Annotated in this window: 7 protein-coding genes, 2 tRNA genes and 3 rRNA genes; 1 reads left to right on the top strand and 11 read right to left on the bottom strand. The window is 44.2% G+C overall.

Annotation, left to right across the window (positions count from 1 at the left end; all coding sequences use genetic code 11):
- Nucleotides 1-58: 58 nt before the first annotated feature.
- The 6 genes from CJF29_RS02565 to CJF29_RS02540 all read right to left on the bottom strand — a co-directional run bounded on the left by CJF29_RS02565 (nt 59) and on the right by CJF29_RS02540 (nt 5,889).
- Nucleotides 59-496 carry a hypothetical protein gene (locus CJF29_RS02565; protein WP_004327118.1) on the bottom strand — a complete coding sequence of 146 codons (438 nt, stop codon included), beginning with the start codon at nt 494-496 and terminating at the stop codon, nt 59-61.
- Between the two features lie 248 nt (nt 497-744).
- Nucleotides 745-855, bottom strand: a 5S ribosomal RNA gene (gene rrf / locus CJF29_RS02560).
- 77 nt (nt 856-932) lie between these two features.
- A 23S ribosomal RNA gene (locus CJF29_RS02555) occupies nt 933-3,812 on the bottom strand.
- 156 nt (nt 3,813-3,968) lie between these two features.
- Nucleotides 3,969-4,045 (bottom strand) — tRNA-Ala (locus tag CJF29_RS02550).
- 58 nt (nt 4,046-4,103) lie between these two features.
- Nucleotides 4,104-4,180 (bottom strand) — tRNA-Ile (locus CJF29_RS02545).
- Between the two features lie 184 nt (nt 4,181-4,364).
- A 16S ribosomal RNA gene (locus tag CJF29_RS02540) occupies nt 4,365-5,889 on the bottom strand.
- Together the 16S, 23S and 5S rRNA genes with 2 tRNA genes alongside form the textbook arrangement of a ribosomal RNA operon.
- Nucleotides 5,890-6,433: 544 nt before the next feature.
- Between CJF29_RS02540 and CJF29_RS02535 the strand changes: the two genes are divergently transcribed.
- On the top strand, nt 6,434-6,841 hold the full coding sequence (locus tag CJF29_RS02535; protein WP_099147675.1) for a hypothetical protein: 408 nt from the start codon (nt 6,434-6,436) through the stop codon (nt 6,839-6,841).
- A gap of 80 nt (nt 6,842-6,921) precedes the next feature.
- Here the strand turns inward: CJF29_RS02535 and tnpC are convergent, their stop codons facing one another.
- The 5 genes from tnpC to CJF29_RS02510 all read right to left on the bottom strand — a co-directional run bounded on the left by tnpC (nt 6,922) and on the right by CJF29_RS02510 (nt 13,356).
- The gene (gene tnpC / locus CJF29_RS02530) at nt 6,922-8,487 is read right to left on the bottom strand and encodes an IS66 family transposase (protein WP_413544520.1); all 1,566 of its coding nucleotides are present in this window, start codon (nt 8,485-8,487) and stop codon (nt 6,922-6,924) included.
- Nucleotides 8,488-8,573: 86 nt separating this feature from the next.
- Entirely contained in the window at nt 8,574-8,924 is a 351-nt protein-coding gene (gene tnpB, locus CJF29_RS02525) for an IS66 family insertion sequence element accessory protein TnpB (protein ID WP_004296723.1), read from the bottom strand.
- Nucleotides 8,912-9,316, bottom strand: a complete 405-nt coding sequence (locus CJF29_RS02520; RefSeq protein ID WP_122138311.1) for a hypothetical protein — start codon at nt 9,314-9,316, stop codon at nt 8,912-8,914. The genes tnpB and CJF29_RS02520 overlap by 13 nt, the downstream gene beginning before the upstream one ends.
- Before the next feature lie 1,015 nt (nt 9,317-10,331).
- On the bottom strand, nt 10,332-11,732 hold the full coding sequence (locus CJF29_RS02515; RefSeq protein ID WP_099147618.1) for a TlpA family protein disulfide reductase: 1,401 nt from the start codon (nt 11,730-11,732) through the stop codon (nt 10,332-10,334).
- Between the two features lies 1 nt (nt 11,733).
- Entirely contained in the window at nt 11,734-13,356 is a 1,623-nt protein-coding gene (locus tag CJF29_RS02510; protein ID WP_099147619.1) for a RagB/SusD family nutrient uptake outer membrane protein, read from the bottom strand.
- Nucleotides 13,357-13,365: the final 9 nt, after the last annotated feature.

The raw sequence follows: 13,365 nt of genomic DNA, 5'->3' as shown, positions 1-13,365 counted from the left end.
TAAAGTCACACGGTTTCATACAGAGTACGAAAAAAAACGAATAAAAATGGAGAAAAGACTAAATAAGGATGCGTCTTAAAGCGAACACGTAGTAGTCGCTACACGTAATGGAGTAATGTGGATCCTTATCGGAATAAAATGATTTACTTTGATCCAATACTAAAGAGTTTTCTCTTAACACGAGAAACTTTTGCATAACGTCTTTCAAGGAGTCATTGATTTCAATGATTCTACGCAGACGATAATTATTAGAGTTTGATTCTGTTACGAGTTTAAGTCCTAATTCTACGTCAGAAACAGACAAAGAACGGACGCTATCATAGCTAACAGACTGCCCATCCACAGAAGAGCGTTGATTGCTGTCAGAAGATAATTCTGATAATTGACAAGGTGAGTCACTAAAAATACAAGTAGAGAAATTCATAGCATTTCCGCTTACGCTAAAAGATAGCATCAGCAGAAGAAAAGCTAATATGAATTTCGGGGAAAGTTTCATTGTATTTTTAGTTGTTTAATCAATTACAATAGATTCGGCCACAAATGTAGCAATTAATTGTATATGTTTATCGTCGTTCACATCATTTAAACATTTAAGTTTAACTCTTTTATAAAAACAAGCTACAATATGTTTTGTTCGATGAGTTTGCGACTTAATATGTTAAAAAAACATTTCCTCTGAATATCCAGAGTTTTAAGAAATTAAAAATCCCCTCCAATATTTCTACTGAAGGGGACTTTTCTTAAAAACGGCGGCTACCTACTCTCCCACTGTTACGCAGTACCATCGGCGTGACGAGGCTTAACTTCTCTGTTCGGAATGGGAAGAGGTGGAACCCTCGTGCTATAACCACCTGAATAAGGTTATGACATGATGAAAAGTAAAATTTCAGTGTCTAGAAAGCTAAACGTATATACCCAACCGGTACATGTTCGAAAGAAAGTGAACGGGCAATTAGTAATGCTCGGCTTTGATGTTACCACCTTTACACCTGCATCCTATCAACGTCATCGTCTTTGACGACCCTAAGAAATCTAATCTTGTGGCTGGCTTCGTACTTAGATGCTTTCAGCACTTATCCAATCCCGACTTAGATACCCAGCAATGCACCTGGCGGCACAACTGGTAAACCAGCGGTCAGTCCAACACGGTCCTCTCGTACTAGTGTCAGAGCCACGCAAATTTCATACGCCCACGATAGATAGAGACCGAACTGTCTCACGACGTTCTGAACCCAGCTCGCGTGCCACTTTAATGGGCGAACAGCCCAACCCTTGGGACCTTCTCCAGCCCCAGGATGTGACGAGCCGACATCGAGGTGCCAAACCCCTCCGTCGATATGAGCTCTTGGGAGGGATCAGCCTGTTATCCCCGGAGTACCTTTTATCCTTTGAGCGATGTCCCTTCCATACGGAAACACCGGATCACTATGCTCTAGTTTCCTACCTGATCGACTTGTCTGTCTCCCAGTCAAGCGCCCTTATGCCATTACACTCTACGGACGGTTACCAATCGTCCTGAGGGCACCTTTAGAAGCCTCCGTTACACTTTTGGAGGCGACCACCCCAGTCAAACTACCCACCAAACAGTGTCCTCGTATCTACGAGTTAGAACTCAAATAATCAAAGGGCCGTATTTCAACAGCGACTCCACAAATACTGGCGTACCTGCTTCAAAGTCTCCGGCCTATCCTACACATCAATTACCCAAATTCAATGTTAAGCTATAGTAAAGGTTCACGGGGTCTTTTCGTCCCATCGCGGGTAATCGGCATCTTCACCGATACTACAATTTCACTGAGCTCACGGTTGAGACAGTGTCCAGATCATTACACCATTCGTGCAGGTCGGAACTTACCCGACAAGGAATTTCGCTACCTTAGGACCGTTATAGTTACGGCCGCCGTTTACTGGGGCTTCAATTCAATGCTTCTCTTGCGATGACATCTCCTCTTAACCTTCCAGCACCGGGCAGGTGTCAGGCTGTATACGTAATCTTTCAATTTGGCACAGCCCTGTGTTTTTGTTAAACAGTTGCCTGGACCTATTCTCTGCGCCCAACTCTCGTTGGGACCCTTTATCCCGAAGTTACAGGGTCAATTTGCCTAGTTCCTTAACCGTGAATCACTCAAGCGCCTTAGTATATTCAACCCGACTACGTGTGTCCGTTTGCGGTACGGGTACCTTAAAGATTAAGTTTAGCGGATTTTCTTGGGAGTATGCTTACACGCACTATTACCTTATTCCGAAGAATTTGGTATACTATCAGGTTCGACTCTTATCCTGGATTTGCCTGGGATAATCAACATCTACACCCTTCAACGGACTATTCCGTCAGTCCGCGGCGCTGTCACTCCTCCGTCTCCACGTCACTCTTTAAGGTAGTACAGGAATATTAACCTGTTCTGCCATCGGCCTCACCGTTCGGCTGAGCCTTAGGACCCGACTAACCCTGATCCGATTAGCGTTGATCAGGAAACCTTAGTCTTTCGGCGAGGGGGTTTCTCACCCCCTTTATCGTTACTTATACCTACATTTGCTTTTCCACACGCTCCAGCAAAGCTCACGCTTCACCTTCGACGCAGAGTGGAATGCTCCCCTACCGATCCTTACGGATCCCATAGCTTCGGTAAATTGCTTGATGCCCGATTATTATCCACGCCAAACTCCTCGACTAGTGAGCTGTTACGCACTCTTTAAATGAATGGCTGCTTCCAAGCCAACATCCTAGCTGTCTTAGCAATCTGACTTCGTTAGTTCAACTTAGCAATTATTTCGGGACCTTAGCTGATGGTCTGGATTCTTCTCCTTTAGGACATGGACCTTAGCACCCATGCCCTCACTCCTGGGATCGAACTACTGCGCATTCGGAGTTTATCAAGACTTGATAGGCGGTGAAGCCCTCGCATCTTATCAGTCGCTCTACCTCACAGTAGTAATTCCCAAGGCTGCACCTAAATGCATTTCGGGGAGTACGAGCTATCTCCAAGTTTGATTAGCCTTTCACCCCCACCCTCAGTTCATCCGGAAGCTTTTCAACGCTTATCGGTTCGGTCCTCCAGTTAGTGTTACCTAACCTTCAACCTGACCAAGGGTAGATCACTTGGTTTCGCGTCTACTCCTTCCGACTAATCGCCCTGTTCAGACTCGCTTTCGCTTCGGCTTCATGTCTTGAGACACTTAACCTTGCCGGAAAAAGTAACTCGTAGGTTCATTATGCAAAAGGCACGCCGTCACAACCGAAGTTGCTCCGACCGCTTGTAGGCGCACGGTTTCAGGGACTATTTCACTCTTCTATTCGAAGTGCTTTTCACCTTTCCTTCACAGTACTGGTTCGCTATCGGTCTCTCGGGAGTATTTAGCCTTACCGGATGGTCCCGGCAGATTCACGCAAGATTCCTCGTGTCCCGCGCTACTCAGGATACCACTACGCTTCGTTTAGCTTCGAATACCGGACTATCACCGTCTATGGTCCCATTTTCCAAAGGGTTCTTCTCACTAAAGTTCTTGCGATATCGTGGTCCTACAACCCCAATATTGCCGTAACAACATTGGTTTGGGCTAATCCCCGTTCGCTCGCCACTACTAGGGGAATCATTATTATTTTCTTTTCCTACAGGTACTAAGATGTTTCAGTTCCCTGTGTTAGCCTCTTGCTATGCAAGATGTCATTCCTTCAGAATGACGGGTTGTCCCATTCGGAAATCTTCGGATCAAAGGTTATTTGCACCTTCCCGAAGCTTATCGCAGCTTATCACGTCCTTCATCGCCTCCGAGAGCCAAGGCATCCGCCATGCGCCCTTGCTTACTTTCTTTCAAACGTTTTATTCTTATACTGGTATTGGTATGGGAATTGCTTCCTTTTATCAATATTGCATACTCGAACACGTACGGTTTGATATATACTTTTAGCTCTTACTAAAATTTTACTTTTTGTACATCATGTCAAAGATCGTTTCTCTTTTCAGAGATGGTGGAGAATAACGGATTCGAACCGTTGACCCTCTGCGTGCAAGGCAGATGCTCTAGCCAGCTGAGCTAATCCCCCAAGAGGTTATCAAGAATTGCTTCATTCCGCTGACGCGTCATTCCTTCGTTCTTGAGCTTGGTAGTCCCAGGCAGAGTTGAACTGCCGACCTCTACATTATCAGTGTAGCGCTCTAACCAACTGAGCTATAGGACTAGTTCAACCTTGTCTACCTGTATGTTAGACTCGGCTTCTTTTTTCTCTTGTTTATCTCTATCTATACTTCTATAGATGGTTGATCTATATGTTATAAATAAACAAGTACCAGTAGTACAAAAAACAGAACCTTTAAAGTCTATAAGTGGCTGTCACGTTTGTGACAGTTACGACATCGCTCCAGAAAGGAGGTGTTCCAGCCGCACCTTCCGGTACGGCTACCTTGTTACGACTTAGCCCCAATTACCAGTTTTACCCTAGGACGCTCCTTGCGGTTACGTACTTCAGGTACCCCCGGCTTTCATGGCTTGACGGGCGGTGTGTACAAGGCCCGGGAACGTATTCACCGCGCCATGGCTGATGCGCGATTACTAGCGAATCCAGCTTCACGAAGTCGGGTTGCAGACTTCGATCCGAACTGAGAGAGGTTTTTGGGATTAGCATCACGTCGCCGTGTAGCTGCCTTCTGTACCCCCCATTGTAACACGTGTGTAGCCCCGGACGTAAGGGCCGTGCTGATTTGACGTCATCCCCACCTTCCTCACATCTTACGACGGCAGTCTCTCTAGAGTCCTCAGCATCACCTGTTAGTAACTAAAGATAAGGGTTGCGCTCGTTATGGCACTTAAGCCGACACCTCACGGCACGAGCTGACGACAACCATGCAGCACCTTCACAAATGCCTTGCGGCTATTCTGTTTCCAAAATATTCATTTGCAATTTAAGCCCGGGTAAGGTTCCTCGCGTATCATCGAATTAAACCACATGTTCCTCCGCTTGTGCGGGCCCCCGTCAATTCCTTTGAGTTTCACCGTTGCCGGCGTACTCCCCAGGTGGAATACTTAATGCTTTCGCTTGGCCGCTTACTGTATATCGCAAACAGCGAGTATTCATCGTTTACTGTGTGGACTACCAGGGTATCTAATCCTGTTTGATACCCACACTTTCGAGCATCAGTGTCAGTGACAGTCTAGTGAGCTGCCTTCGCAATCGGAGTTCTTCGTGATATCTAAGCATTTCACCGCTACACCACGAATTCCGCCCACCTCTACTGTACTCAAGACTGCCAGTTTCAACTGCAATTTTACGGTTGAGCCGCAAACTTTCACAACTGACTTAACAATCCACCTACGCTCCCTTTAAACCCAATAAATCCGGATAACGCTCGGATCCTCCGTATTACCGCGGCTGCTGGCACGGAGTTAGCCGATCCTTATTCATATGGTACATACAAAATTCCACACGTGGAAAACTTTATTCCCATATAAAAGAAGTTTACGACCCATAGAGCCTTCATCCTTCACGCTACTTGGCTGGTTCAGGCTCTCGCCCATTGACCAATATTCCTCACTGCTGCCTCCCGTAGGAGTTTGGACCGTGTCTCAGTTCCAATGTGGGGGACCTTCCTCTCAGAACCCCTATCCATCGTAGTCTTGGTGGGCCGTTACCCCGCCAACAAACTAATGGAACGCATCCCCATCGATAACCGAAATTCTTTAATAAAAATATCATGCGATATTCGTATACTATCCGGTATTAATCTTTCTTTCGAAAGGCTATCCCGGAGTTATCGGCAGGTTGGATACGTGTTACTCACCCGTGCGCCGGTCGCCATCTCTTCTATTGCTAGAAAAATGCTGCCCCTCGACTTGCATGTGTTAAGCCTGTAGCTAGCGTTCATCCTGAGCCAGGATCAAACTCTTCATTGTAAAAGTATTTTTTATCATCGGTTAAGATGACTTTTTTGCTCTGTTCAGGACGCCGTAAATTTATTGACCTTATTCAAATACCTATCAGTCTTAAGTGTATCACTACTGCATAAGACAAGTATTGACGGTTCTATTTTTTTTACTTGTACTACTTGTATTGTTTATCAATATTTCAAAGAACTTGTTGCTTTCGTTTTAAAAGCGGGTGCAAAGGTAAGGGCTTTATTTTTAACTACCAAACTTTTTCGGAAGTTTTTTTTTAGTTTTTCTTTTTACTCGGTTTCTCTGGCTCTCTATGCGAAAGGGAAAGAATGTATGAAAGAATAACTCTTGCCGTTTTTCTTTGCGAATCGGACTGCAAAGATAAGAACTTTATTTATTATAATCCAAACTTTTTCGGAAGTTTTTTGTTCTTTTCTTTAAGTGGGATTCCGCTTTTCACTAAGTCAATTTGTCAAGGCTTTCTTCTCTTGGAAAGCGGGTGCAAAAGTACGCCCTTTTCGTATACACTCCAAATATATCAAACTATTTTTTCTGAGTTTTTTTGAAGGAATTCGCTAAAGTGCTGATGCAGAACGATGTTGCAGAACATGTTTTTTATCATGAGTGGATTGGGGGCGGAAACAATAGGAGAAAGACACATTATTATATCACACGCGGGAGCGTGAACGGGATTACATCAGGAAGGCCGAGCGAGGAACGGGGAATAGGATGGATGGATTGGTTGATGGATGGATGGATGGATCGGTGTTGGTTGATTGATTGGTTGATTGGTGCGTTTTTTGAAAGAGGCCGGCAGCGGGCGACGGCAGTCAGGCTTTATTCTACATGCGGGGAGACTTGGGATAACTGGGATTCTGGGGTTTCCTCTGCCGTTCTTCCAATACGGGGTTCACCGCTTTCACAGGTGGAGCATCTTGTTGTGAATAAGGAGGATACGGGTGAAGGATGACTTGTGAAAGGGCGATTTAATCGTAAGCGTCTCCGCGATTCTATATAGTGTATTAAAATAAAAAGGCTAATGATCCCTTTTTAGTCATTAGCCTTTTCCCATCTGTCAGGAAGCAGTTCCCTGTATTTCTCAATTGGTGTGTTCGGTTGCCATTCGGCTGTTCTGTTTATCACATCCGTGAGATACTCAAATAGATTCACTTTATGCATCCTACAAGTGAGTGCTATCGTATAGAGTATGGCGCCTCGTTCGGCCCCCTTATGGCTGCCGAAGAACAATGAGTTTTTTCTTGATAAGGATATGTACCGGTTCATCCGTTCAACCATATTGTTGTCCAGATAAGTGTCACCATAATTAAAGATGTCCACCACTGCATTCCACTCATTGCGAAGATAGGTAATGGCTTCCTGCAGTTCGCTCTTAGGTAACAAATCCCCCCGTTCTTCTATTTCATCAAGCACATCTTTTGTTTCTCCGAGTATGTCCGGCGCATACTTTTTTCGATGCATAAGATTCTGTTCTACCGTCCATCCCTCAACCCCAACTTTATGCTTATGCTCGTTTTGATAAAGTGCGTTTATCAGCTCCACGATCCTTTTTGCATCCGGGTCCTTCTCACCGCAATCTATAAATTTCCGTTTTATATGTTGCAAGCACGGGATGCGTGTGATATTGGGATAAGCATCGCTTTCGAGCTTCCGGTAAGGTGAGTAACCATCGCTTTGTATGATACCTTTGCAACTGCCTAATTCGTTAAGAATAACTCTTTCAGACCGGGAGCCGTCATCATAGAGCAAGTATATCATCCTGGTGTTTATGCCGACAACCACCCAAAGGTATCCCTTCCTGACTCTTTTTCCCTTGCTGTTCTTTTCCGGGACGAGTATTTTGTAATAGGTTTCATCGGCTGCCTTATAAGGATCACTCAAAGCTGTCTGCCGGATGCACTTATAAAGATTTTCGAAGAGGCTTGAGGCTTTTTCTATCAACTTATGAGCCGTAGGTTTCTTCAGCGTAAAGCCATGCCCCTCGAAGTAGTTGATGATTCTTTCAACAGGTAGCGATTGTATATAACGTAATTCCATCAATCCGGCAATAAATGAACCGTCATAACTGGAATTCAAGAAGGCCGAAGCCGGTGTTTTTCCCTCAAACAGGCGACCTTCTTGCGTATAGGTGTGTATCTTGTAGACATGTTTGATGAAGCGCATGGGTACACATTCATAGCGGACGCATATTCTGGGAACAGTGGTAAACAACCGGGCCTTATTGATGTCAAAATCGGGATCATCGGGATAAACGACATGTTCTTCTTCCTCCATCTCATAATGCATGTCACGTTTGGCCCCATTGTTCTTTCTTGCTTTACGCTTATCTGCTTTTTCCGCTTCTATCTTCTGCCGCTCTTCTTCGGATATGGCAGATTGGGGAGCCTGTTGCTGTTCGGATGTGTTGGATACAAGTTTGGCGAGTCCCTTAGTAAGGCGCTGTTGCTTGCTAAGAGATTCGCCTTTTTGAAGGAGTGCCTCTTTAAGGGAAGAAACCTCCTTTATCAAAGCATCTATTTGGTCCAAGAGTCTGTTGTTGTCATTTCGTAATCCCTTGATTTGTTCCTTCAATAACTCTATGATCTCATCCTTTTTCATGGCATAAAGATATAAAAAATCAACAAATTAGCCAAATAAACCGGATGATATCTTTAGCACAAATAACTAATAGTCAGAATTTTGTATTAGATCCTAAAACGTTTTCTCAACCGTACAGACTTTAATGACACTCCATTTAAGATAAAAGACAAAACCTGATAAGAAATCTCGTAATTACCTGTATTGGGGTTAAATGTCGGTAACTCAAAACTTCCACCTTCGAGGCGCTTGTAGTACAGAAGAAAGCCATCGCCATCCCAACGCAGTATTTTTACACTTTGTCGGTTTTTACCAAAGAATAAAAAGATATCTCCAGAAACGGGAGACAAGTCCTTCATTTCCGATCGTATAATTTTGAATAAACCGTCAATGCCAAGGTTCATACGAACAAAGCCCTGGTACAGATAGTAGCGATTGGCTGATGTTAGAGAATACATGGATCTCCCTCCTTTCTTTCGTAATCGCGCAACATTTTAATAACACCACTGGGTGTGGCCCGTTTGACCGAAATGGTGGTTCCACTGTTAAAGGTGATTGTGATCCCGGCAAGACTAAACTCTTCTTCCGGCAACATGGCGGGTGCTATTTGAGTGAATGAAGGAGAGGAAGTTGTCGGTTGGGAGGGTTCAACGCCGCCATAATAATCACGGACCACATCTGCCTTGGCTTGTTTAACGCTATAGCCCCGTCTGGACATCCAGGAACTCATACCACCAAAAGTGGTATGCTGATCGCGGCAAACATCGGCTAAAGAACAATTGTAGTCTACTTTCAATACTTCAAGGAAATGTTTCCAAGTTTTTCCAAATCGATTTTCTGCTAAATCCATAATGCTTCATTTTTATACATAGCAAAAATATAAGAATGAAAAAAGGGCGACAAGATAGAATCGCGGAGACGCTTACATTTAATCCCTTCAACGCCTTCACCTCATTTCCCTATTTCTTCTATTTCGACCAAATACACATTCCTACGCTTCAGTCTACGACCTCAGTCTAATTCTCATCTTTCCCATTTTTCTCATCATTCTCATTTTTCTGACAAGTCCTCCTTCACCCGCAATTTTTTCAACAAAGGAATAAGCGATGATTTGGATATCATAAAGCCATGCTTTGGGTATCGTAAAGCTAATGATTTTGTGACAAGAAGCATGATTATGGCTTTGCATGCCGCAGCGAATACTAATTGTTAACTAATTAGGCATTAATTGTTGGGCGGACAGGCATTAATTGCTGAGACGACAAGTATTAATTGTTGAGACGACAGCCATTAATAGTCGAGATGACAAGTATTAATAGTTGGGCGGGCGAGTATTAATGGTTGACGTGATAGGCATTAATACACATCACGTCAACCATATATCCATCAAGCTGACCATACAGGCTTGCTCATCATCCTAAATCCGAAGGCGATAAAGATGGAGAAACAGGTGAAAGGGGCGAAAGCTGAAAGAACGCTCTTTTCGCATTCGCATTCACCCATATCTCTATCATAATCAACAGGTTGCGGACAAGGTGAAAGGGCGAACCTGATTCTTCAACATTCAACTGACGAAGCCCCGAATGGATGCCGTATAAATAGATTTACCGGAAACAGGCTGCCCCATGACAAGGCTATATTTCGGACTGATTACAATCGAACCATCAAAACGCTTCTTGAACTGACGGACTAAAGGAGATGATTTGTAAGAAAACGGAGGAACAAATGGATAAAGTCAGGAGGTATGCCTCACCATCATCCTTAGACTTTCATCAATCCTATATACAACGATCCTTGGTTTAGCATTTTCACATCAGAAGCCTCTTGGGCATTCTAATCACGCAAAAGAGGCTTCTGATGTGGACTTAATGAATAATGGCATCCAATAACTCATAGAATTTATCGTCGCTTGGACGAAAGGCGGATGCCTGATTGATAGTTCCATCCGGACTGATAATCACAAAACGAGGAATGCCCATGATACCCCAATCTTTCATCAGTTTGTTTATTTCTTCTTTGTTTGAGGAAATGAACTGCTGCCACTGTGGATTGTCTTTTTTGAGTTTCTTTTTCCACGCCTCATGATTGTGGTCGATGCTTATCGAGATAAACTGAATCTTATCATTGTCTTTGTAATGCTGAACATGCTTTTCTACAAAAGGAATCTCAGCACAGCAGGGGATACACCACGTGGCCCATATATCAATAAAGAGATACTTGCCTTTGTTGAAAAATTCAGAAAGCAAGTGTTTGTTACCCTGCAAATCCACAAAGCTCTCATCAGGACAAATGGCCCCGCTTGTGGTGGCATGATGCGAATCAATTGCATCCTGATAATAGGTTATCAATTCTTGATCGGCCAGCTTTGTATAGACACTCCAGAACTTATCTATATCGAGAGTATGCTTACTGCCATCCGTGTTGAACATAGACGAAGCCAATTCGTTGAATAGAATGTGCCGTATCTTCTCATTACTCACATATTTATCTATCGTCTGTGCAAACTCAATGCCATAAGCCGTTTGGTCAAGGTCTTCTTTTGTAGTTGACAGTTTTGATTTAAGGAAAGGAACAGTCAAGCCACGTTCATTCTCGTCTTCGCTATTGGGATTGACTTGCTTTAAAATAGCTTGTACGGAAGCACTTTTCATGGGATCACGCCCAGCCATTTGCTCCCGTGCATTCGCCATCGCAAATCGACTTGAAAGAAGAGTTGCCTCCACCTTTTTCAGATATTCCTGACTCAATTCGACCGGCTGAATCTTAGCAGCCAATTTCTTGCAGAGCGCATATTGCTTGTCTACACGGGCCGACTCCGTGTCAAAGTCAAACGATTTTTTAAAGGTCAGGACCTCTTCGCCATATTCATCGAATTCAATGTTTTCCCATCCGCGGGCACTCATGCGCCCAAACTCGTTTTGAAAAACACAGGCATCCCTGTTTTTACCTTTGTAATCGGCTTTCCAGAGATCGCCTTTCTTTGACAATTTCATCTGTAGAGTCTGTCCCGGTTCTACCACAGCACTAAACATAAAGCCACTAGGCGATAGGATGGAAACGGTGGTAAAAGGCTTCAGCTTATCACGATCATAAGACAATTTTTTATTTACAAAAGTCAGTGGTTGAAAATCGCCACCTGGTGCTAAAATCATACCATTAGACAATCCGGTCGTATCAGACACGGAGATTGTAAGAAGTTGAGCATGAGCCATTGTAGAGGCAAATGCCATGCAGAGCAATAATGCTAAACGCGGGAAAGTTTTCATATTAATAATTTTGAGTTAAAGTTGGATTTAGTCTGACAGCGTTTTGCGGGAAGGGGAACACCCATAATTTACTATCCGGAGCAAGTGAGAAAGTTTTCACCTCACCTGTCATATCCATAATGGTCCGGTTAAGAGTGCGTTTGTAAGCCTCTTCCGTGTTCCAACGCTTGCTGTCAAAAAAGTTTTCGTAGGTTCCTATACATTCTATCCATTTGGCATTGCGCAGCGTCTCCATTGCCTCCGCTTCGGTAGTAGCCGAAAGAGGGGTGTAATAGTCGGGGTGAATGCGATAGGTTCGCACTTGATTGATTTGCGCCATCCCCTCTTCAATCGAACGGGTACGAATCAAACATTCGGCCAGCGTGTAATACATACGATCGGTGGTGATGCCATAACTGTTGACATAGCTATTCATGCTGAAATACATTTCTGAGCCTATGACTCCCGAAAGCATCATACCATAAAGAGAACTCCAACTCGGGTTAGCAGCATTGAGAGGCATGTACTCGTCTTCTTCATCGTTGCCATCGCCCATTTCTTCATCCATAGCCATAAGATTGAAGGCTTTTACCTTTGCAACAATGGCTTCGCACTTTGCGTTGTATACTTCTTCATCGTCGTCGTAGTCCTCATCGTCGTCGTAGTCGTCACCGTCATCATCTCCTCCACCCATAGACGTTTGCCCGTTGGCAAAAGCATAATCTTTCACATAGTCGCCTTTTTCAAAGAGTGCCACGGTTTCAGGCGAGATAGTGCAGGTAAAGAATATAATTCCGGAATACAACAAATTATTGGTGTTTTGGCGTTGGTTGAAATAATCAAGATTGGTAAGCACTGACGAACGGTCTTCTATTTCGGGACGCAACTCTACCGCCTTTCGAGCATAAGGCAACGCATCGGCATAACGCTTCATCTGCATCAGCACCTTGGCACGAACGGCATTGCCCCATGCTTGGTCGGCACGCAGCACATCGTTGTTTTGCAGGGGCAGAGCATCAATGTATTCGTCGCTACAGTCGGCTAGGATATTCTCATACACCTTTGCCACCGTCTGCTTCTGCTTGGTGTCAGTAAGGTTAAGGTCTGTCACGTAAGCTATACCTCCATCGGTTTGCGCTGTGGCCTCATCGTATTGTTTTGCATAGATGTTGACGAGCAACCAATGCAGATAAGCCCTCATTACATGAGCCTCGGCTATAAGAGCCTTCTTCTTGGAGTCGCTTCCTGAAGCATCGGACATTTTTTCGATAAGGGTGTTCATGTAATTGATAAACTTATAGCCGTTGTTGTAGCGGTCGTCGGTGAGGGACAAACTTGCTCGGTCTACCGCTTCGTCCCATGCCAGCATGGCATAGTTTAACGTATTGGTTTGCGACAGCTCGGTAGGCACATTGATTGATTGCCCCAGCGTTTCGTTACATACGATGCCGAGATCGGTGTAAGCTACCCCTATTGAGAGATTATTATTGAGAAGCATCTCCAAATCATCCACCGTGGAAAGTGTAGACTGTCCTTTGGGAACGATGTCGAGTTGACTGTCGCAACCCGATATAAATAAAAGGGCGAAGAGGCTCAAAGGCAAAACCAAAAGAGTCTTAAAGCCTTGAAATCGATTTGTTTTCATTGTTTCCGT

The organism is Bacteroides celer, from assembly GCF_002632415.2.
Classification (GTDB): Bacteria; Bacteroidota; Bacteroidia; order Bacteroidales; family Bacteroidaceae; genus Bacteroides.
The sequence above is the reverse complement of the archived record's forward strand: the minus strand, read 5'-3'. Positions and strand labels throughout refer to the sequence as shown.

Coding starts and splice junctions, on each gene's coding strand:
- CJF29_RS02515 (WP_099147618.1), bottom strand. CDS start 11,732: ATGAAAACTTTCCCGCGTTTAGCATTATTGCTCTGCATGGCATTTGCC.
- CJF29_RS02565 (WP_004327118.1), bottom strand. CDS start 496: ATGAAACTTTCCCCGAAATTCATATTAGCTTTTCTTCTGCTGATGCTA.
- CJF29_RS02520 (WP_122138311.1), bottom strand. CDS start 9,316: ATGGATTTAGCAGAAAATCGATTTGGAAAAACTTGGAAACATTTCCTT.
- CJF29_RS02510 (WP_099147619.1), bottom strand. CDS start 13,356: ATGAAAACAAATCGATTTCAAGGCTTTAAGACTCTTTTGGTTTTGCCT.
- tnpB (WP_004296723.1), bottom strand. CDS start 8,924: ATGTATTCTCTAACATCAGCCAATCGCTACTATCTGTACCAGGGCTTT.
- tnpC (WP_413544520.1), bottom strand. CDS start 8,487: ATGAAAAAGGATGAGATCATAGAGTTATTGAAGGAACAAATCAAGGGA.